Here is a 20,362-nt window from a genome sequence, read left to right as displayed (position 1 = left end):
CAATTATTCAGCCTGTTTCTTTTATTTTGCCAGCTCATAAATGGCCTGTGCATAGATGGCTGCAGCTTTTACAAGGTCCTCAATAAACATATATTCATCCTTCTGGTGGGCAATGTCCTCCCTGTCAGGGAATAATGGACCAAAAGCGACACCGGCCTTCAGGGAACGGGCATACGTTCCTCCCCCGATCGAAATTAGCTTGGCCTCATCTCCAGTCTGCTCCTCATACACTTTTTTCAGCGTCTGGATCAGGAAAGTATCCTCATCCACATGATGGGGCTTGGAATCTGTAAAGTTTTCGAGGCGGAACCCTTCTTTTCCAGCGGCAGCCATGACGGTTTCCTTGGTTAAAGCCATATCATTGGTGACAGGGTAGCGGAGATTCAATCCTAGCCGTCCGCCTTCTGCCTGTGAATAGCTCATCTTGCCAAGATTGATGGTCAGGTCGCCTGTGATATCGTCAGAAAAGGCCGCGCCCAGCTGAATGCCTCGGGAATCCTTGAAGAAATAGCGGTCAGCAAAGCTGAAAAATTGGGCTGCCTTTGAATCGATTGAAAGCTCCGACAGGAATTTAGCTAAATATAAGCCTGCATTCTTCCCGTTATCAGGCTCCATTCCATGTGCAGAAATTCCTTCAACCTCAAGTATCAATTCACCATTATCCACATGATAGCTGCCCTTCAGGTCATGCTGCTTCTGGAAATCGACAAACCGCTGCAGCACCTCTGTCTGTTCATGATGGACAAGCAGGGATGCTTTGGCATAGTCGGGGACCATGTTGTATCTTCGGCCGGACTGGAAAGAAGCAACTTCTGCCTTGACATCGCCATCCTGATTTTCTGCCGTGCTTTCCTGAACAAGGTCAAAGTCGGAAATTCCTTTTTCTGCATAAATGATCGGAAAATCAGCATCTGGGGCAAAGCCGATATCAGGCATCTGCTCGTGCTTGAAATAATGGTCCACACAGCGCCAATCGCTCTCTTCGTCGGTCCCGACGATCATCCGCACTTTTTTGCTCAGCGGCAGCCCAAGCTCCTTGACTATTTTCATAGCATAATAAGCGGCCATAGTAGGCCCTTTATCATCCAGCGCCCCGCGTGCAAAAATCTTTCCATCCCTTATTTCTGCAGCAAAAGGATCGCTTGTCCATCCGTCACCTTCAGGAACAACATCGACGTGGCAAAGAATCCCGACGATTTCTTCTCCATTCCCAAACTCAATATGTCCTGCAAGATTTCCGGTGTTTTTCACGGAGAATCCGTCCTTGCTGCCCAGCTCCAGCATAAAATCAAGTGCTTCTTTGACTTCTTTTCCCAGAGGGGCATCTTCAGTCGCATTCTCTTCATCCAGAACGCTCCTGATTTGCAGAAACTTCTGGGTATCAGCCAGGAAAGCCGGCTCCCGTTCTTCTATTTCTTTCTGCCAATCAATGTTTTTCATACAAATCCTCCTTATGTACAAGACCGGCTGCTGCCGGAATAGTAAAACCACTTTCGCTCTTCCATTATAAATCATTTCAATGAAAAACCTTAAATCAAAGAGAATGGCTGCCAGCAGGCATCTGGCCTGTCAGCCAAAGTCCTCCCGCTGCCGCCAGTATAACAAGAATGATGGACAGAAGAAAGAGAACACATACCGCTTTGGTTCGTGCCGAAAAATACGCATCTCTTTCACCGTATTTTTTTGTGAGGGGGTGGGAGATAGTGATTTTCCCCCAAACCATCTGCAGCCAGGAATACATCATGATGAGGAAGCCGATGGCTATAAGCGTTTTTAACCAGACAGGCGGAATGATGACAATCGCTGCCACTGCAGGTGATATGATTTTTAAATAGTTTCCCCAATAAGACGGGTTGCGCAGGAATACTTTAATGAAAACTTCCAGAAATCCGGCAGAGACCGTCCTTTTTTTAAAGATCCTTTTTGAATGCCTGAACAAAAAAGGCTTTTTTCTTACTGTGGAAGGCGAAGGCATCTCTACCTCATAGGAGAGCTGGAAAATCAGACCTGTATATTTGACTTTTTCTTCCCTCTCAAATGCCGCTTCAGTATCAAAGGTATGTGTTTTTGACAGATTCCTGTTGTATAGGAAGATTCCCAGGGCAAGCAGCAGAATAGCAGAAATATTAAAGAGCAGCAGATTTCCCCCGAGCCACAAGGCAAAAATAAGCTGGACTATCCAGCTTAAAAGCACAAAGCTTACAAGACTGGATAGTATCCTTAGAAACTTCCCTTCTATCTTCCTCAGACTTTGCTTCAGCCACATAATAAACACTCTGCAGGAAAAGAAAAACAGGAAATAGGAAACAGCATGTGCCATTGTAAAGCCGTAATGCCCCATTAAAAAGGGAAGCAGCAGAATGGCTATGAAGGCTGCCTGGAATGCTCCAGCCAGAAGAGAATAGAGGAAAGCTCCTTTTTTAAGGCCGAAATAAAGCCTCCGGTTTTTAATTAGAAATACCTTATCTGCCTCTTGGATAAAGGTTCGGTATTGGCCGCCCCATGAGGCAATATAGCCTGGAAGGAACAGGAAAGCTGCCGGCACCATTAAAATCCACCCGGGCATTTCTGTCCACCAGGATCTGTATATGAAAAAGGAGATGACTGCTGCAGGAACCGCCAGATAGAGTATGATGGTCCAGTCCGCAATTGATTTGAAGATGCTGTACTGATATTTCCATTCTGCCGAAAGCCTTTTAAGAAGGAGCCTGCTGCTAGTCATATACATGCTCCTCTGAATACATGTGGAAGCAGTCGAACAGCGACCCGCCCGGCAGGCCGCATTGCTGCCTGATTTCATCCATGGTCCCTGATGCCGCGACCCTGCCTTTATTAATGATTATAAACCTGTCGCAAACTTTTTCGGCAGTGTCCAGAACATGGGTCGACATCAAAATGCCTGCACCCTTCTGGCGCTCCTTTTCGACTGATTCCAGGAATAGCCTGGTTGCATTTGGATCCAGGCCGATGAAAGGCTCATCAATGATATATACAGAAGGATTGATGATCAGAGAGAGGACCAGCATGGCCTTCTGCTGCATTCCTTTTGAATATGTATGGGGATAATCATGTGCATAGTCTGCCAGCTTATACAGCTCGAGCAGCTCTTCCGCCTGCTTCCTGTATTCCTGATCGCTGAGCCCTTCTACTGCAGCGATGAAGTCGAGATGCTCCCATAATGTAAGCTCGTCATAAAAGATGGGCCGCTCGGGAACATAAGAATATTTGATCCCCTCTTTCAAAACGGTTTCTCCTTCTGTATATTCCATCAGGCCAAGGATCGTTTTAATGGTTGTGCTCTTTCCCGCACCATTCGCCCCGATCAGGCCGATCAGCTCTCCTGAATGGACTTCAAATTGAATATCCTGCAGATATGGAGCTTCTTTGCTGTATCCCGCCTGTTTTATTTGCGCTGTTAATAGTTTCATTGTTTTCCCCCCGATATATATACGGCGAAGTGAAGGAAAAATTTTCCTCGGTCAATCTGAAAGATAGATTGTATCACCTGTTCGGATCGGACCTGTACGCACCACTGAAGCATAGACGCCGAAATGATTGCTCCTTTCTTTGGCAACCATCTTCAGAAGGGAGGCATCCTTACCGGCATCCTCCGGATCGACTGTGATGATCTGGCATCTTTCACAATGACGCTTAATCATGATAGTGGATCCTCCGCTGCCGATGATCAGCTTTTTCCCAAACCAGCTTTCTTCTGCAAAGGGAACAGATCCTTCAATATCAAGGATTATATTTGCCCGGAAGCGCCGGTGATCAACTTCCCTGCCCCGCATTTCACCGAGCTTTCTCAGTGAAGCGGCGGAAACGAGCTGCAGATGCTCCTCTTCTATTGGACCTAAAGGTACACTCTTTGGCGAGTATTGAATCTGCTCAGATTTTTTGCCTGTGAGGCTTTCTAAGTATCCTGCTACACGGGGATCACCCCAATCGGCGCTGCTTCCATCAGGCATTCTGATGATGACAGCCGGAAACATATTATCCTGTTCCTTTCCTGCAAAACGAGCTGAAAATGTGGCCATTTCGGGAGCCTGGGTAATGGTCAGGAATTTCCCGGGCCTGGATATGTCCAGGAAAGCATGGCTCCTGTCTCCATATAATCCGTAAGACATGAGCCGCGTCTCTGCCACACTTTCACCTCCAAAGGATTTGACAGGATGCCTGATGATTTCTTGAATCGTTCCCACTTTCATGCCTCTCTCCCCTTCCCTGCTGCTTTTTTCCATATTATAGCACGGTGTTTGTTTAGACGGCAGACAGCGCCTACTCGAAAAGCTCATGGATAAGCACAAAAAAACGCTGCTGAATTCATCAGCAGCGTGCATTTCTTATTCATAATATGGCTTAAGCACTTCCAATACTTCAGGGTTTCCGTATTCCTGAGCATAATCATAGGCTGTAAGGCCCTCTGCATCTGTATATAACGGATCTGCCCCATATTCCAGAAGCAATTCAGCCATACTGGCATCATCTGCAAAAACCGCGCTCATTAAAGGCGTTGTGTCATAGGCATCCACTGTATTTGGATCAGCTCCGTGTTCTGCCAGGAGCCGGGCGGCATCGGCCTGTCCGCTGTACACGGCCCAGTGCAGGGCAGTTGAGCCTTCACTGTCAGCAGCATTAATGTCAGCTCCATTCCCAATCTGGTTTTCAATAGAGGCGAGGTCATTTGTCTCTGCAGCCTCCATCAGAGGCGTAATTCCTTCCACTTCTTCTACTGGTCCATCAATTGGCATATCTGGGAGCATAGCAAGATTTTCGATTCCTTTTAAGCCAAACCATAGCCCTATTCCGGCAAGGGCCAGAAAAAGCACAGCTGCGATAGAACCAATCCAGACAGTACTTCGCTTCTCTTTAAGCACCAGTGCCGTTTCCGGGGCAAAAAACTGTGCCAGTGCATGCAGCCTTTTCGGAAGATGCGGATGAGTGGAAAGCTTTTCATTCAGCCAGATGAAAATGCCCTGCTCCGACTCGATCTGTTCCATATAGGTTTCCTGGTCGACCTTCTTATATAATTCTTTCCCGATGGCAAGCATTGTCAGCGCGTTCCTGGAAGCTTCATAAGACTCAGTATAGTAGGCCGCATAGCGGTCACAGGTATACTCGCAAGCTCTTAAATACGCATTTCCCAAGAATGGCACCCACAGAGCAGGCAGCAGCAGGAAGCTGACTGTCACATGCCTTCGTTTCAGATGGGCAAACTCGTGTGCCAGTACAAACAGTACCTCCTTCTCAGCTTTCTGCTCAATCAATTCAAAAATACCAGAATACAGCACCACCATATTTTTTCTGAAAAAACGGGATGCAAAAGCATTGAGAACCCCTTCGGATTCCACAATATAAATATCCGGGACCTTGGCCAGCCCCATCTGCCCGGCCACCGAAACCGCCTTTTCATACAAGTCTGGGAATTGCTTTTCCCCAAGCTTTACACCGTTCCTGCGGATCCCGCCCATCATCAGCCCGTGGAGAATGATGGTGGCAGTCAGCAAAATGGCCAGCATGATAATGCCAATAATAGTTATAGATAATAGCACATACGTAAGGATGCCGAATAAAATGACAAAAGCAAAATAAAGACTTTCTTTCCTGTGAACGAGCTGCTCACGCAATGACTGATCCAAATGATTTCCATCCTTTCGGTTAGCTGCATAAATTACTCATTGATTATAATGAATTTTACCAATTGGGAATACAGGTAAATAAGCCCATTGGAAAAAGGCTGATATACACATATGCCGATGCTCTGGTGCATAGGGATATAAAGAGAGCCAGGCATCATGAAGGTTTCTTATTCAGGCGGTCATCAGTTTGGAAATGAAGCCATTTTCACCCAAATTGTGTTAATCTTTCGTAAATTCAAGTATTAAAGTAGCAATATCCTGCAAGAAAGAGTACAATAATTGTAGAAGTATGACATCTAGAACATTCTTTAATGATTAGAAAAGGAGTTGTCTGGGGAAAAGAAAACTACATACCTTGAAGACATGTTTCTTCATCGAAGCTGTCGGTTGCAGGAATTTGCCAAAGGTTTGAAAAAAGGATAGGGAGTGGTTCTTTGAAACCTTCGACTAACCGGATGTTAAACCGCATTAAAGCCGTCTACATGTTTATTTGTAAGCGCGGAACTGTAACAACTCAGGAGCTTGTAGAGGAATTTGGTATTACTCCTCGCACCATACAACGAGATTTGAATGTCCTGGCCTATAATGATTTAGTCATCAGTCCGAGCAGAGGAAAATGGACGACGACGCAAAGAAAAGTTAAATTATCATCGTAAATACAGTCTCCCGGGCTCCGGGGGATCCATAAACAAAAAAATCGCCCTTATCAGGCGATTTTTTTGTTACTTTACTTCATATTCCATCAGGGACTGCAGCTCTTCCTCTGTCAGCTCCCTGTACTCACCAAGCTCGAGCGTCTCATCAAGCTGCAGTGGACCCATCGAAAGCCTCTGCAGATAAACCACTTTCTTCCCCACGGCCTCAAACATCCTTTTGACTTGGTGGAACTTGCCTTCTGTGATCGTCAATTCGATATCAGACCGCTCTCCGGACTTCAGGATATTGAGCTCTCCCGGCTTTGTCGCATAGCCGTCATCCAGGATCACTCCTTTGCGGAAGGCCATGACATCTTCATCCGTTACTTCCTGGTCTATGACTGCAAAATACGTTTTCGGCACATGCTTCTTTGGGGAGAGCAGGCGATGGGCCAGCTGGCCATCATTCGTAATCAAAAGCAGCCCCTCCGTATCCTTATCAAGCCTTCCGACCGGAAAAGGTTCAAAGATCAGATCCTCTGCCTCAAGGAGATCAATGACCGTTTCATCTCTGTTATCTTCTGTTGCTGAAATGACGCCCGGCGGCTTGTTCATCATCAAATAAATGAATTCCCGGTATTCGACGGTTTCCCCGTTTATGCGGATCAGATCTTTTTCAGGATCGACATGCTGCTTGGCATCCTTGATCTTTTCATCATTGACGGTCACCGATCCGTCCTTAAGCAGCTTTTTAACCTCTTTTCTGCTGCCATAGCCAAGATTGGCCAGCACTTTATCAATTCTCATCCTTCTTCCTCCTTATAGATTTCAGTCCCGTAACCATTGCTTTTATCATAGACTGCACTATCTGGTTTTTTATCTGAGTATAGTAGAACATTTTACAAAATGAAAGGAGCGCTTCTTATTCGATATATTCCCGTTAACCCTTATCCCCTGCACCCTGTCTTCCGTACATCTCCTTCTTTTTTATCCCAGGGAGATGCCCAGATCCTGCAGCGCGTCATCGAGCTTGAACGCACTGTCGCGCAGCTCAGCAAACAATGCAGCCGGTTCAACAGGAGGCTGAACCGCATAGAGCGCAGGCTCGGGGTCGGCGGATCCGCCCCCGTCTACTATAATCCGGAGCTCTAGCATGCCTGCACGGAAAAAACGAAAGGCCCCGCTTCGTGCTGCGGCGGCCTTTCGTTCTGCTTTATTAAAAGCGGAGGCGGAGCTTCTGTTTGATTTTTTCCACACGCTGCCCAAATAGGAAATAAACAAGCCTCGTCCTGAAGGCCAAGTAAAAATAGATGGCTGCTCCAATGCCTGCACAAATGAATATGATGATCAGCGACTGGATAGTAGAAGCCGGAGACAGGAATAAAGTCAGCAGTTTATAAGATACTGAAGTGCCGGCAAACATGAATGCCGTGAACAGGATGATCAGCAGGCTCCTTCTGACAACAAGGCGGAATGGATAATCTGCATAGGTCCTGATGACATATAAATTGATCAGTATGGCTGCTGTGTACCCGAGGGTCGTAGCCAATACTGCCCCCTGTGTTTCCATCAGCCTGATGAGCGGAATATTCAGGCTCAGCTTGACGAGCAGACCGACAAGCAGGCTCAGAATCGTGAATCTCTGCTCATTGATCCCCTGCAGGATCGCCGCTGTAACTGAGAACAAGGAAAACAGCATCGCCACCGGCGCATACGTTCTTAAAACCTCTGTACCCAATTCCTTATGTTCATAAAAAACAGTGAAAACCGGCTCAGCCAGCAGTGAAAGCCCGGCTGCGGCAGGCAATGTCAGAAAAAGGAGCACCTGGAATGTCTGGTTCAGCTGCTTGTTCAGGCTGGTTCTGTCATTATCGGTGAACGCCCTCGTAACGGCGGGCACAAGTGTAAGCGAAAATGCTGTCGCCAACGATACAGGGATGATCACAAGCTTGTGGGTCTGGAAATTCAGCACAGCAAAAGCCGTCTCAGCCTGGTCCGCAAGGCCGATGCCTGACATCGCCCGATTAAAGGTCAGCTGGTCTATGAACTGGAAGAGCGGATTGGCCAGGCCGACAAACACAAAAGGCGCCGCATAAATGATGATTTCCTTATACATTTCCTTCAGGGAAATATCCATCGTCCCTTTGTCCTGAAGGAGGAGCTCATCCAAATGTGATTTTCGTTTATACCAGTACCAGATCAGAATGGCCAGGCTGCCTATCGCTCCCACAAAAGCTGCAAAGGTGGCTACACTGACAGCTGTAACCAGACTTCCGCCCATCCATTCAAGAACAATATAAGCACCAGCAAGGAGGAACACAATCCTGACAATCTGCTCGATCACCTGGGAAACGGCTGATGGCCCCATTGATTGATGTCCCTGAAAGAATCCTCTGATTAAACTCATAAATGGGACAACTATCAGTGCGAAGCTGACAGCCCTAATGACCGTTGTTACATCCTTGACGCTTGAATCCAAGTCATTATCAGGTATGCTGATTTCTGCAAGGACAGGCGCCGCAAAATAAAGAACAAGAAAAGAAATAATCCCGCTGCAGAGCATAACAATCAGGCCCGATTTAAAAAGCTTCCTGCCGACTGCATACTCTTCTAGGGCATTATATTTAGAGATGAATTTGGAAACTGCCAGAGGGATTCCCGCTGTGGCAATGCTGATGAAGATCGTATACGGCACATAGGAGTATTGGTATAAAGCATTTCCATGGTCTCCAACAATCCGGTAGAACGGTATCACATAAAACAGGCCCAAAACCTTTGATATAATGGTGCCGAGGGTCAAAATAAAGGTACCTCTTAAAAGCTTAGATGACATATAATCCCTTCCTAAAAAGAAAAATCTCGCTTGGTTCATCCATGCGGCATTCTGATTGCCGCACAAACGCTATTCTTATCAGTTTCTGTCGAAATGTAAACACACTATTAGTAGTTTACCTTTCTTTTGCCCCCAATGCTACTTTATTGCGGACCCTGCCGTCAGAAAAAAGCAGATTCCTCAGCTGCCTCCTGACTTAACGGCTTTTGCCTGAAAAATTTGCCTTTCCCACCCTTTTGTACTAATGTTAAAAAAGCAAAAAGTAAATAAAGTTGGTGAAAAAATGTACGATGTAATTGTAATTGGAGGCGGGCCCTCAGGCCTGATGGCTTCGATTGCTGCGGCAGAAAAGAAGATGAAAGTCCTTCTTATCGACAAAGGCAATAAACTTGGCAGAAAGCTTGCCATTTCAGGCGGTGGCCGGTGCAATGTCACGAACCGCCTGCCGATAGATGAAATTATAAAGCATATCCCCGGCAACGGCCGATTTTTATACAGCGCTTTTTCCATTTTCAGCAACGAGGATATCATCAGCTTCTTCGAGGATATGGGCATCCAGCTGAAGGAGGAAGACCATGGCAGGATGTTCCCTGTCACAGACAAGGCCCAGTCAGTCGTTGATGCACTTCTTACTAAAATGAAGGAGCTCCATGTCGAGGTGAAAACCGACTCACCGGTGGAGGATATTTCTTATGGGGAGAATGGGCATACAGTATTCCTTAAAAACGGGGCAGAGTATGAAACTAGGTCCCTGGTTATTGCGGTGGGAGGCAAATCAGTCCCCCATACCGGTTCCACCGGGGACGGCTATGCATGGGCGGAAAAAGCCGGCCACACAATCACCGATCTTTTCCCGACAGAGGTGCCTGTGACTTCATCTGAGCCATTTATAAAGAATAAAGTTCTGCAGGGGCTCGCACTAAGGGACGCAGCTCTAAGTGTCCTGAATCCTAAAGGCAAGCCCCTTATCACCCATAAGATGGACATGCTCTTCACCCATTTCGGCGTAAGCGGCCCTGCAGTCCTGAGATGTTCGCAGTATGTCGTGAAAGCGATGAAGAAATGGGATCTGAAAGAAGTCGCATTAAGCCTTGATGCTGTTCCGGACCGAAAGGAAGAGCCGTTATTCCAGGAAGTGTCCTCCATGATAAAGGCAGATCCGAAAAAGAGCATAAAAAACATCCTGAAAGGGCTTTTGCCGGAACGCTATCTGCTGTTCCTGCTCGATTGGAATGAGATCGACCCATCTGCACAGGGCGGCACCATTTCCCATGAAAAGATCCGCCTATTTGTAAAAAGCTGCAAGGCATTTCAGTTCAAAGCTGATGGCACCCTTCCGATTGAAAAAGCTTTTGTGACCGGCGGCGGTGTTTCCACAAAGGAAATCGAACCGCAGACTATGGCTTCCAAGCTGATGCCCGGCCTCTTCTTTTGCGGAGAGATCCTGGACATCCACGGCTATACCGGAGGCTATAACATAACCTCTGCGCTGGTGACAGGCAGGCTTGCCGGTTCGAATGCAGCAGAAACAGCAGCGTATCAGTGAAGGGCTCTTTTGGTAAAAACTGCTGCTTCTAATTTATTTGGGTGACCAAAAAGCCTAAAAATAAGAGGAGATTTTACGGTTAGGCTGCTGAATATGGCACTGGCGGATGTTAATAAGCGGAAAAATTCCGGTTAATAGGAGCAAAGTTGCCCATTTTCCTGTTTTTTGAGCCGATAGGCGGAATTTCTCCGTCTATTTGAGCGATTTCTAGAGTGTTTTAGAAATTAGGGGGAATTTCTCCGCTTATTTTTCAGCATGCTACTGATTCCCTCAGGTCCGCTTTTTTATGGCTGAGGGGGAGAAAAAAAGCTGTTAAATAGAAAAACCAGCCCATCTGTTCAGGACCGGTAAACAACCATAGCGGAAAAGCAGTAAATCTGTTCTTCTTCCTCTTCCTGGATGGCTGCAACATTATATTTAATATCGATCAGCCTGTTTTCATCGATCCGTTCCAGGAAATGGTTCATATCCTTTTCAAGATCTTTTTCATGCTCATGGTCAAAGAGCTTCACTTTAATCATCTTCGCCCCTCCTCAATTGCTTTTTTAAGAGTATGGACGAAATATTCAGAAATTATAACCATGATAAAAAGCTGCCTGCAATATAGGCAGCTTTTCTTCTTTACTTCTTTTCGCCTTTCCATTCGAGCATTCCGCCAGCCATATTGCGGACTTTATAGCCCTGGTCCTGCATGTAATAGCAGACGTTCTCACTGCGGCGGCCGGAGCGGCAGATGAAAATATATTCTTTCTCATCATCAAAGTAATCCATATTGGCAGGAATATCTCCCATCCTGATATGCTTGGCGCCGGGAATCATGCCCTGCTCCACTTCTTCGTCTTCCCTTACGTCTACAAGCTCAAGATTCTTGCCTTGCTTCAGTAATTGCTCAAGCTCTTCTGTTGTGATGATTTCAATATTTTCCATCTATGACACCCTCTCATTCATTCGTCTATCCGATATGATTAGTATAAACACAGGAAGCATAATAAGGCAAAAAACTGCTTCCATTCCAGACAGCTTTTTTCTGCCAGCCTTATACTTGCCTAAATGGAATGCCCCCGCATAACACTTTGCAGGAAACAGGGACCTTACCTCAAAAATCAAATCCCCCGTTTCTTATGGAAACAGGGGATCTTCTGATTAGTTGGCTACAATATTAACAAGCTTTCCTGGGACGGCAATGACCTTGCGGATTGTTTTGCCATCTATCTGCTCCTGGATTTTATCATCATCCATCGCAATCTGCTCCAAGGCTTCACGTCCCGCATCAGCAGGCACCATTAGCTTCGCTTTAACCTTGCCGTTGACCTGGATGACGATTTCAACTTCATCATCGACCAACTTGGCTTCATTATAAGCAGGCCAAGCTTCATAAGAGATTGTGCCGCTGTGGCCAAGCTTCTCCCACAGCTCTTCCGCGATATGAGGTGCAATCGGCGACAGCATTTTAACAAACCCATCAATATAGCTTACCGGCAGTGTCTCTGCTTTATAAGCTTCATTGATGAATACCATCAGCTGGGAAATGGCTGTATTGAACCGCAGCCCCTCATAGTCTTCAGTTACCTTTTTAACTGTCTGATGGTAGGCTTTTTCAAGGCTTGATTCCGGCTCTGCATCCTTTATTCTGCTGTGCAGGTTTCCATCAGTGTCGATCAGCAGCCTCCACACACGGTCAAGGAAGCGGCGGGCTCCGTCCAAACCGTTTGTTGACCAGGCAACAGAAGCTTCAAGCGGCCCCATGAACATTTCATACAGGCGAAGTGTGTCGGCGCCATGAGACTCAACAATCTCATCCGGATTCACTACATTGCCTTTTGATTTGCTCATTTTTTCATTGTTCTCTCCGAGGATCATCCCCTGGTTGAACAGTTTCTGGAACGGCTCCTTGGTAGATACCACACCGATGTCATACAGGAATTTATGCCAGAATCGTGCATACAGCAAGTGAAGCACCGCATGCTCGGCGCCGCCGATATAAATATCAACCGGAAGCCATTCTTTCAGCAGATCGGCATCAGCGAGCGCATTTTCGTTTTTAGGATCGATATAGCGCAGATAATACCAGCAGCTTCCCGCCCATTGCGGCATTGTATTGGTCTCGCGGCGCCCTTTTTTGCCTGTTTCAGGATCTGTCACATTGACCCACTCATCAATATTGGCGAGCGGTGATTCCCCGGTGCCGGATGGCCTGATTTCAGTTGTCTTCGGAAGCATCAGCGGCAGCTCTGACTCCGGTACAGCTGTCATTGTGCCGTCTTCCCAATGGATGATCGGAATCGGCTCTCCCCAATAGCGCTGGCGGCTGAACAGCCAGTCGCGGAGGCGGTAAGTTACTTTCTTCGTCCCGATGCCCTTTTCTTCCAGCCACTCGATTGCTTTGGAAATGGCTTCTTCCTTCTGAAGGCCGTCAAGGAATCCGGAATTCACATGCTCCCCGTCGCCTGTATACGCTTCTTTTTCAACATCTCCGCCTGCGACAACTTCCTTGATCGGCAGGCTGAATTCCTTCGCAAACTCATAGTCGCGCTCATCATGCGCAGGGACGGCCATGATAGCGCCGGTTCCATAGCTTGCAAGCACATAGTCGGCAATCCAGATCGGCATTTTATCGCCGTTTACAGGGTTGATGGCGTAAGCGCCGGTAAATACCCCTGTTTTTTCTTTTGCCAGATCCGTACGTTCCAGGTCACTTTTGCTCTTCACTTTTTCAAGGTATGCTTCGACCGCCTCAACCCGATCTTCAGCCGTAATGCTTTCAACAAGAGAATGCTCTGGTGCAAGCACCGCATAAGTCGCCCCAAAGAGCGTATCAGGACGGGTTGTAAAGACGGTGAATGTCCCTTCATGGTTCTCAATGCTGAAGGTCACCTCTGCTCCTTCAGAACGGCCGATCCAGTTCCTTTGCATGTCCTTCAGGCTTTCCGGCCAGTCAAGCTCTTCCAGATCCTCAAGCAGCCTGTCGCCGTAAGCCGTGATTTTCAGCATCCACTGCTTCATCGGGCGGCGCTCCACCGGGTGCCCTCCGCGCTCACTCTTGCCGTCGATTACTTCCTCATTAGCCAGGACTGTTCCAAGTGCCGGGCACCAGTTGACAGCCACTTCGTCAATATAGGCAAGCCCTTTTTCATACAGCTTAGTGAAAATCCATTGTGTCCACTTATAATATTCCGGGTCCGTCGTGCTGATTTCCCGGTCCCAGTCATATGAAAATCCAAGCGATTTGATCTGGCGGCGGAATGTATCGATATTTTTCTTCGTGAATTCGGCCGGATCATTGCCTGTATCCAGGGCATACTGTTCTGCCGGAAGCCCGAAAGCATCCCAGCCCATTGGATGGAGTACATTATAGCCCTGCATCCTTTTTACACGGGACAGAATATCTGTCGCTGTATATCCTTCCGGATGCCCGACATGAAGTCCGGCGCCTGAAGGATACGGGAACATATCAAGCGCATAAAAATTGCTTTTTCCCTTTTCCTCGCCCATTTTAAATGTTTTATTGGCTTCCCAAGACTTTTGCCATTTCTTTTCAATCTCCCTGTGATTGAAGCTCATTGTGCTTTCCTCCTGCATAATATGAATTTTTCTTTTGGGGAAAGGTTTTGCCGGTCTGCTTTACAGCGAAAAAGACCATAAAAAAACCCCTCATCCCAAAACAGGGACGAGAGGATATGTATTCTCCCGCGGTACCACCCACATTAGCGGCATTGCCGCTCTCTTCATTCATCCTTAACGCGGAAAACGGCAGGCATTACTGTGGTTCACACCTGCAACTCCAAGGCGAGTTCATGACAGTCCCGGCTGGCTTGCACCTCCCGCCAGCTCTCTAATGAGCGGAACTACATCATTACTATTCCTCATCATAGTTTTTACTTTAAAATATATAAAGCTATTGTATTAAAATTCTCCTTTGTATGCAAGTATGCTCTTGAATTAGAAAAGTTATACTTTTCAATGTATGCAAAGGCTGTGCTCTCGTGCAAACAGCTTCCTATTCTTTGTGATGGCAAAAATAAAAGACGCAGCAGCCTTGCCGGCTGTCTGCATCTTTTCATTGCACTGTATATCCCCCGTCAATGACAATGGCCTGCCCCGTTATGCCTCTAGCATCTTCTCCTGCCAGGAAAAGGGCATAGGCGGCAACTTCTTCTACTGATAAAAGCCTTTTCTGGGGAACCAGAGGATAAAGTACTTCTTCGAGTACCTTTTCCAGCGGGACTTTTCTTGTGTCTGCCAGGTCCTTCAGCTGATTTCGGACAAGCGGGGTATCCACATAGCCCGGGCAGATGCTGTTCACGGTGATTCCATAAGGGGCCGCTTCAAGGGCAGCTACTTTTGTCAGCCCGATGACCCCATGCTTGGCGCTGTTGTAGGCCGCCTTCCCTGCAAACCCGACCAGGCCATTGATCGAGGCCATATTGATGATCCTTCCAAAGCCCTGTTTTTTCATAATCGGCAGACTATGTTTGATGGCAGTGAAAGGAGCCGTCAGCATGACCTTCAGCATAAACTCGAATTTTTCTGTCGGAAAATCTTCAATCATGGATACATGCTGAAGTCCCGCATTATTGATTAGTACATCTAATCCCCCAAATTCTTCAACCGCAGAATGGATGGACTTTTTGATTTCTTCTTCAAGTGTCACATCGCATCTCAGGCCCACTGCCCTGAACCCTTCTGCCCTCAGCTGCTCTGCAGCTTTTTCAACCTGTTCTTCCTGAATATCTGTCAGGACAAGATTGGCTCCTTGCCTGGCAAAGTTTTTTCCTATTTCATACCCTATCCCCTGGGCAGCCCCGGTGATAAGAACTGTTCTTCCTTGCACCATTTCTTTTCTCCTTCCATAAAGGAAAGGAAGGGATTGGAAAAATCTCCTCCTGTCCGATAAATGTTATATGCCCAGTCCAAGCGAGAATAAGAGGATCGCCAATGCCAGGCCGAGCAGAGGTACGATGACGGTCACAATGCCGACAGCTCCATACGCATCCTGGTGGGTCTCTCCGCAGATGGATCTGACTGTGGTAACCACATAGCCGTTATGCGGCAGGGAATCCAGAGCACCTGATGAAATGGCCGCTACACGGTGCAGTGCTTCTGGGTTGACTCCCATATCCATATAGTGCGGCGCAATCAGCGGCAGGGCGATTACCTGGCCTCCAGATGCGGAGCCAGTCATCCCGGCGATGACACTGACCGCGATTGCTCCCCCGATCAGAGGGCTTCCGGGGATATCTGTCATAAAGTCGACCGCTGTCTGGAACGCAGGCACTGCCTTGGCCACCCCGCCGAATCCGACGACCGCGGCAGTATTGCCGATGGCAATAAGTGCTCCAAGCGTCCCCTCGGAAACAGCATTCCAGAAATTCCTGAAGTACTTCCTGTTCAGCAGATAAGTAGCGATGACTCCACCCAATAAAGCAATGATAAGTGCGGATTGTGCGAGTGAGTCATGAAAAATAAAGGCAATGACCAGCACGACTGCCAAAGGCAGGACTCCCATTACAGGATGCGGGAGCTCTTTTTTCTCTGCCACCGGATCTGTTTCCCTGGAAATAAAGGTTTCACCCTTGCTGACGGCTTTAGTAATGATCCTTTTCAGCCACCAGTAGCCGAAGATCATCATAAAGACTGCAACAATAAGGCTGACCTCCCAGCCTGCATACGGGGATGTCCCCAAGTGTTCGATCGGGATCCAGTTCTGGATTTCAGGAGATCCCGCAGAAGTCATAGTGAAGGTGACCGACCCAAATGCAAGGGCTGCCGGGATGAAGCGGCGCGGAAGATCGGCCTGCTTAAAAAGACTCAATGCCATCGGGTAGACAGAAAATGCCACGACGAACAGACTTACGCCTCCATATGTCAAAACCGCACAGGATGCAACTATGGCAAGGACTGCATATTTCATTCCCAGCTTTCCAACAATCAATTCAGCGACACTGTCGGCTGCACCGCTGTCCTCCATCACTTTTCCAAAAATGGCGCCGAGCAGGAACATCAGATACCAGGATGTTACAAACCCGGAAAAGCCGGTCATATAATTTCCTACCAGGTTGGCCTCTCCCTCGCCCGCCAGCTGCGGAAACAACGGCATCCCGCTCAACACAGCAACAAACAGAGCTGAAAGCGGCCCGACAACAAGCAGGTTCATTCCCCTCATCGTCAGGAATATCAGGAGGGCAAGTCCCCCTACCAATCCAATCATACTAAGCATTCGTTTTCCCCCTTATTTATCTTCTTTTTTGAAACCGTTTACATTTATATGAATGCTTCCTCCCTTCTCAAAAATTTGTCTGCATATAATCCAATGCAAGATGTGTGCCAGGTGTCCGAAAAAAGCAACGGCGGGAAAAGATGGCCATTTTGTGAACTTTTTTTCCGGATTTCCGGAAAATAGTTTTCTCCTATAAAATTCCCAAAAATTTTATTCTGCTAGATTATTGCCTTTATTATACAAGCATGAGAAACCCAGTCTCCTTTTTATAGAAAAACAAAAGTCCGGAAAATCGGAATATTTTCCGATTTTCCGGACTGCTAGATTTCCAGACCGTATTTTTTCACCTTTTCATAAAAAGTCGATTTGCTGATGCCCAGGACTTTAGCAGCATTCAGCTTATCATCCTTATATTTTTCCAGGCTCTGCGCCAGGACTCTCTTCTCTGTCTCTTCAAGGATTTCCTTCAGTTTGCTCGTCCCGATCGGGAGAATAGCCCTTTCCCGCAAATATTCTGGAAGAGACCCTTTCCGGATTCGTTCATCACTGGTCAGGTAAATGGAGGCTTCCATCACATTTTCTATTTCCCTTATGTTTCCCGGCCAGCTGTAGGCCCGAAAAATCTGGCACACCTCTTCATCAATGCCCGTTATTCTCTTTCCTGACTTTTTAGTAATTTTGCCTGTAAAATAGTCGACCAGCTCGTCAAGGTCTTCCATTCGTTCTCTTATCGGCGGAATATAAAACGGAACAACATTTATTCTGTAAAACAGATCCTCCCGGAATCGTTTTTCCTCCATCATTTTCTCCAGGGGCCTGTTTGTCGCGGCGATGATACGGACATCAACCGAGATGGGTTTAATAGAACCAACGGCCTCCACTTCACCCTCCTGAAGGACCCGAAGAAGTTTCACCTGCATATTGAGCGGCATATCGCCGATTTCGTCCAAAAATAAAGTCCCTCCATGCGCCAGCTGGAACTTCCCTTTTTTCCCGCCCTTTTTTGCCCCGGTAAAAGCTCCTTCCTCATATCCAAAAAGCTCGGATTCAAGGAGATGCTCCGGTATCGCACCGCAATTGATTTTGACGAAAGGCTGATGGCTCCGGGCGCTGAGCTGATGGATGCTGTGGGCAAAAAGCTCTTTTCCTGTCCCGCTTTCACCCCTGATCAGAATGGATATATCGCTGGAAGCGATCATTTTGACTTTTTCCTTCAGGCTGGCAATCTGCTTTGATTCCCCCAAAATATCCTCGAGGCTGTATTTCACCCCGCTGTCGATATGCTGGATATAATGCTGGATTTTATTCAGCAGGCTTTTGACATGGCTGTTCATCTTCATCCATTCCTGTGTATCGCGGAAAAAGACTGTCCCGAATGCGCCGATGATTTCTCCTCCTGACATGATCGGCATCCGGTTGGCAATCATATAATTCCCTTTTATGTACTGAAGGTCTGCCACCTCTTCCTTTCCGGTCGATGCAACGATATGCATTCTGGTATTTTCAATCACACCCGTTACATGCCGGCCGATCACTTCATCGCGTACGCAGCCGATAAACTCGCAATAATTGCGGTTGATATAAATGATATTGCCCTCTTTATCGACCACAACCAGCCAGCCGAAGGCATTTTCAACAATCGTTTCCAGGATCTCGTATGGAAGCTCCATTAATGTTTTGTTCATCTGCTTCTCCCTTTAGCTCTAATCTTACTTCGGATTTTATCACATTTTTCTGATAATAAAGGAAGGAGTTTAAAAATAATTGGACAAGCTGGTTTGTCGTCTCTTTTGTATACCATTCTCTAAAAGCAAGGGTCTTGTCTAGTCATGCAGTCTGTTCATTTCCGTTCCAGGCACTTCGCTTTCCGCGGGGCGACGCTGAGCCTCCTCGCGCTGCGCGCTGCGGGGTCTCAGCATTGCCGCTGCAATCCCACAGGAGTCTACGTGCCTTGCACTACAATGAACAGTGCTTTTTACATTTTAATGGCGATTTTAACCGTTTTGAAAGAATTCAAGTATAACTTTATCTCCTATTTTTCCGCCTTCCTTTGTAAATAAATATCACTAACATAGCCAAATAGAAAAAAAGCGCCGGAATCCGGCGCCTAGGATGCTCGAACAGCCATTTCTTCCGACTGTTTCAGCTTTTTATCATACATGATGGTTGTAAAGATGGAAATGACCAGCAGTCCGATCAATACGGAGAACAGCATGCCCATCCCATTCATATCTACAAGGATCCCGCCAAGAAGCGGCCCGATCATCCTGCCGCCGGTCGCGGTGCTGTTAACGATTCCCTGGTAAAAGCCTTCCCGCCCTTTTGGGGCAAGATCATTGGCGATAGTCGGCACAGCCGGCCAAATGAGCATTTCACCGATTGTCAGGATGACCATGGAGGCAATGAATGCTGAGAATTGCTCAGCAGAAGCTGCCAGGGCAAATGAAACGATGAATATGATGATCCCGGTAATGATCTGAGTCTTCAGATTCTTGCCGATCTTTTTCAGAATTGCATTTAAAAACGGCTGTCCAAGGACGATAAGCGCTCCATTGATGGTCCATAGCAGGCTGTATTGCTTCAGGGAAATATTGATTTCCTGTGTATATGCCGCAATCGTGGACTGCCACTGGACATAGCCGACCCAGCACAACAGATAGCCGGCACAAAGGATCAATAATGCGTACAGCTTGGCATGGTTCTTGATCCTTTTGTTTTCCTTCAGAACAGATGTCTGGTTTCCTGAAATCGTCTGGATCCCTTTATAGCCAAAGACTGCTATTAGAAGGAAAATAATATACATTAATGCATTCGCAAGGAAAATCAATTGGAAGGAATAGGAGGCGACAAGCCCTCCAAGAGCAGCTCCAACCGCAACCCCCAGATTCTGTGCAACATAAATGGCGTTGAAGGATTTCCTGCCGCCTTCCTTCCAGACTGAACCGGCCATGGCATACATGGATGGAAAAACAATCCCGGATCCGAATCCGATGACAGTCAGGAAGATCACATAATGCGGCCACCCATGCCAGATGGTAAGGCCTGTGAGAGCTAATACTGTAATGCCTATTCCAAGAAGGATCGATTTATATCCCCCGATTTTATCAAAAAGATATCCGCCATATAAATTTCCGGCAACACTGGCTGCAGAATTGAGCATCAGCACAATCCCCGCAACCGACAGCGACTTGCCCAGATGGTCGTGAATGTAAATGGCATTAAGAGGCCACAAAAAAGAAGAGCCTGTTACATTCACCGCCATCCCTATAATTAAAAGCCAGAGGGCACGAGGCATGAAAAACGCTCCTTTGCTTAAATAATATTTCGAACACCAAAACAATTCTAGTGGTTTTTACCCTTCCCTGCAATAGTAAAGTTTCATCTTTTTTCGCCTAAACTTTCCAGGAATTGAATAAAAATAAATAGAAGAAAATATCGTCCTGCCCAGCGGCTGTTTTTCTCAATGGAAAACAGGCGGAAAGCGTGTATAGC

General features: G+C 47.0%; 17 protein-coding genes and 1 other annotated feature. Of the genes, 2 read left to right on the top strand and 15 right to left on the bottom strand.

Features of this window, described 5'->3' with window-relative positions; genetic code table 11:
* Positions 1-21: 21 nt before the first annotated feature.
* The 5 genes from pepV to FZD51_RS19650 all read right to left on the bottom strand — a co-directional run bounded on the left by pepV (position 22) and on the right by FZD51_RS19650 (position 5,639).
* On the bottom strand, positions 22-1,440 hold the full coding sequence (gene pepV, locus FZD51_RS19670; protein WP_148976327.1) for a dipeptidase PepV: 1,419 nt from the start codon (positions 1,438-1,440) through the stop codon (positions 22-24).
* 94 nt (positions 1,441-1,534) lie between these two features.
* Entirely contained in the window at positions 1,535-2,722 is a 1,188-nt protein-coding gene (locus FZD51_RS19665) for an ABC transporter permease (RefSeq protein WP_187445836.1), read from the bottom strand.
* Positions 2,715-3,428 carry an ABC transporter ATP-binding protein gene (locus FZD51_RS19660; protein ID WP_148976325.1) on the bottom strand — a complete coding sequence of 238 codons (714 nt, stop codon included), beginning with the start codon at positions 3,426-3,428 and terminating at the stop codon, positions 2,715-2,717. The genes FZD51_RS19665 and FZD51_RS19660 overlap by 8 nt, the downstream gene beginning before the upstream one ends.
* Positions 3,429-3,479: 51 nt before the next feature.
* The gene (locus FZD51_RS19655) at positions 3,480-4,208 is read right to left on the bottom strand and encodes an MOSC domain-containing protein (protein ID WP_148976324.1); all 729 of its coding nucleotides are present in this window, start codon (positions 4,206-4,208) and stop codon (positions 3,480-3,482) included.
* Between the two features lie 135 nt (positions 4,209-4,343).
* Complete coding sequence (locus FZD51_RS19650; protein ID WP_262381011.1) at positions 4,344-5,639, bottom strand: M48 family metallopeptidase; 1,296 nt, start codon at positions 5,637-5,639, stop codon at positions 4,344-4,346.
* Between the two features lie 434 nt (positions 5,640-6,073).
* Between FZD51_RS19650 and FZD51_RS19645 the strand changes: the two genes are divergently transcribed.
* Positions 6,074-6,295 (top strand): DeoR family transcriptional regulator, encoded by a 222-nt coding sequence (locus FZD51_RS19645; RefSeq protein ID WP_009795247.1) that lies wholly within the window; start codon positions 6,074-6,076, stop codon positions 6,293-6,295.
* A 66-nt stretch (positions 6,296-6,361) separates the two neighbouring features.
* Here the strand turns inward: FZD51_RS19645 and FZD51_RS19640 are convergent, their stop codons facing one another.
* From FZD51_RS19640 to FZD51_RS19635, 3 genes are all read right to left on the bottom strand, one after another.
* Entirely contained in the window at positions 6,362-7,081 is a 720-nt protein-coding gene (locus FZD51_RS19640) for a pseudouridine synthase (protein ID WP_148976323.1), read from the bottom strand.
* A 180-nt stretch (positions 7,082-7,261) separates the two neighbouring features.
* Entirely contained in the window at positions 7,262-7,429 is a 168-nt protein-coding gene (locus FZD51_RS26285) for a hypothetical protein (RefSeq protein ID WP_187445835.1), read from the bottom strand.
* A gap of 61 nt (positions 7,430-7,490) precedes the next feature.
* The gene (locus FZD51_RS19635; RefSeq protein ID WP_148976322.1) at positions 7,491-9,107 is read right to left on the bottom strand and encodes a putative polysaccharide biosynthesis protein; all 1,617 of its coding nucleotides are present in this window, start codon (positions 9,105-9,107) and stop codon (positions 7,491-7,493) included.
* A 283-nt stretch (positions 9,108-9,390) separates the two neighbouring features.
* Between FZD51_RS19635 and FZD51_RS19630 the strand changes: the two genes are divergently transcribed.
* A complete protein-coding gene (locus FZD51_RS19630) occupies positions 9,391-10,653 on the top strand; it encodes a BaiN/RdsA family NAD(P)/FAD-dependent oxidoreductase (protein WP_148976321.1) in 1,263 nt (420 codons plus the stop codon).
* A gap of 338 nt (positions 10,654-10,991) precedes the next feature.
* Here FZD51_RS19630 and FZD51_RS19625 read toward each other — a convergent pair whose 3' ends face one another.
* The 7 genes from FZD51_RS19625 to FZD51_RS19595 form a co-directional block, all read right to left on the bottom strand.
* Entirely contained in the window at positions 10,992-11,174 is a 183-nt protein-coding gene (locus FZD51_RS19625) for a sporulation protein Cse60 (RefSeq protein WP_009795251.1), read from the bottom strand.
* Positions 11,175-11,274: 100 nt separating this feature from the next.
* Positions 11,275-11,580, bottom strand: coding sequence for a rhodanese-like domain-containing protein (locus FZD51_RS19620; protein WP_148976320.1), 306 nt, complete (start codon positions 11,578-11,580; stop codon positions 11,275-11,277).
* Between the two features lie 216 nt (positions 11,581-11,796).
* Positions 11,797-14,214: a leucine--tRNA ligase gene (leuS, locus tag FZD51_RS19615; RefSeq protein ID WP_148976319.1), complete on the bottom strand. Its 2,418-nt coding sequence runs from the start codon at positions 14,212-14,214 to the stop codon at positions 11,797-11,799.
* A gap of 99 nt (positions 14,215-14,313) precedes the next feature.
* Positions 14,314-14,532, bottom strand: a binding site (T-box leader).
* A 178-nt stretch (positions 14,533-14,710) separates the two neighbouring features.
* Positions 14,711-15,487: a 3-hydroxybutyrate dehydrogenase gene (locus tag FZD51_RS19610; protein ID WP_148976318.1), complete on the bottom strand. Its 777-nt coding sequence runs from the start codon at positions 15,485-15,487 to the stop codon at positions 14,711-14,713.
* Positions 15,488-15,550: 63 nt separating this feature from the next.
* The gene (locus tag FZD51_RS19605) at positions 15,551-16,870 is read right to left on the bottom strand and encodes a GntP family permease (RefSeq protein WP_148976317.1); all 1,320 of its coding nucleotides are present in this window, start codon (positions 16,868-16,870) and stop codon (positions 15,551-15,553) included.
* A 320-nt stretch (positions 16,871-17,190) separates the two neighbouring features.
* On the bottom strand, positions 17,191-18,555 hold the full coding sequence (locus FZD51_RS19600) for a sigma-54 interaction domain-containing protein (RefSeq protein WP_187445833.1): 1,365 nt from the start codon (positions 18,553-18,555) through the stop codon (positions 17,191-17,193).
* A 422-nt stretch (positions 18,556-18,977) separates the two neighbouring features.
* The gene (locus tag FZD51_RS19595; RefSeq protein WP_148976316.1) at positions 18,978-20,165 is read right to left on the bottom strand and encodes an MDR family MFS transporter; all 1,188 of its coding nucleotides are present in this window, start codon (positions 20,163-20,165) and stop codon (positions 18,978-18,980) included.
* Positions 20,166-20,362: the final 197 nt, after the last annotated feature.

Source organism: Bacillus infantis (assembly GCF_008180445.1).
GTDB lineage: Bacteria > Bacillota > Bacilli > Bacillales > Cytobacillaceae > Bacillus_AB > Bacillus_AB infantis_B.
This window is presented reverse-complemented; position numbering and strand designations above follow the sequence as displayed.

Coding starts and splice junctions, on each gene's coding strand:
- pepV (WP_148976327.1), bottom strand. CDS start 1,440: ATGAAAAACATTGATTGGCAGAAAGAAATAGAAGAACGGGAGCCGGCT.
- FZD51_RS19665 (WP_187445836.1), bottom strand. CDS start 2,722: ATGACTAGCAGCAGGCTCCTTCTTAAAAGGCTTTCGGCAGAATGGAAA.
- FZD51_RS19660 (WP_148976325.1), bottom strand. CDS start 3,428: ATGAAACTATTAACAGCGCAAATAAAACAGGCGGGATACAGCAAAGAA.
- FZD51_RS19655 (WP_148976324.1), bottom strand. CDS start 4,208: ATGAAAGTGGGAACGATTCAAGAAATCATCAGGCATCCTGTCAAATCC.
- FZD51_RS19640 (WP_148976323.1), bottom strand. CDS start 7,081: ATGAGAATTGATAAAGTGCTGGCCAATCTTGGCTATGGCAGCAGAAAA.
- FZD51_RS26285 (WP_187445835.1), bottom strand. CDS start 7,429: ATGCTAGAGCTCCGGATTATAGTAGACGGGGGCGGATCCGCCGACCCC.
- FZD51_RS19635 (WP_148976322.1), bottom strand. CDS start 9,107: ATGTCATCTAAGCTTTTAAGAGGTACCTTTATTTTGACCCTCGGCACC.
- FZD51_RS19630 (WP_148976321.1), top strand. CDS start 9,391: ATGTACGATGTAATTGTAATTGGAGGCGGGCCCTCAGGCCTGATGGCT.
- FZD51_RS19625 (WP_009795251.1), bottom strand. CDS start 11,174: ATGATTAAAGTGAAGCTCTTTGACCATGAGCATGAAAAAGATCTTGAA.
- FZD51_RS19620 (WP_148976320.1), bottom strand. CDS start 11,580: ATGGAAAATATTGAAATCATCACAACAGAAGAGCTTGAGCAATTACTG.
- leuS (WP_148976319.1), bottom strand. CDS start 14,214: ATGAGCTTCAATCACAGGGAGATTGAAAAGAAATGGCAAAAGTCTTGG.
- FZD51_RS19610 (WP_148976318.1), bottom strand. CDS start 15,487: ATGGTGCAAGGAAGAACAGTTCTTATCACCGGGGCTGCCCAGGGGATA.
- FZD51_RS19605 (WP_148976317.1), bottom strand. CDS start 16,870: ATGCTTAGTATGATTGGATTGGTAGGGGGACTTGCCCTCCTGATATTC.
- FZD51_RS19600 (WP_187445833.1), bottom strand. CDS start 18,555: ATGAACAAAACATTAATGGAGCTTCCATACGAGATCCTGGAAACGATT.
- FZD51_RS19595 (WP_148976316.1), bottom strand. CDS start 20,165: ATGCCTCGTGCCCTCTGGCTTTTAATTATAGGGATGGCGGTGAATGTA.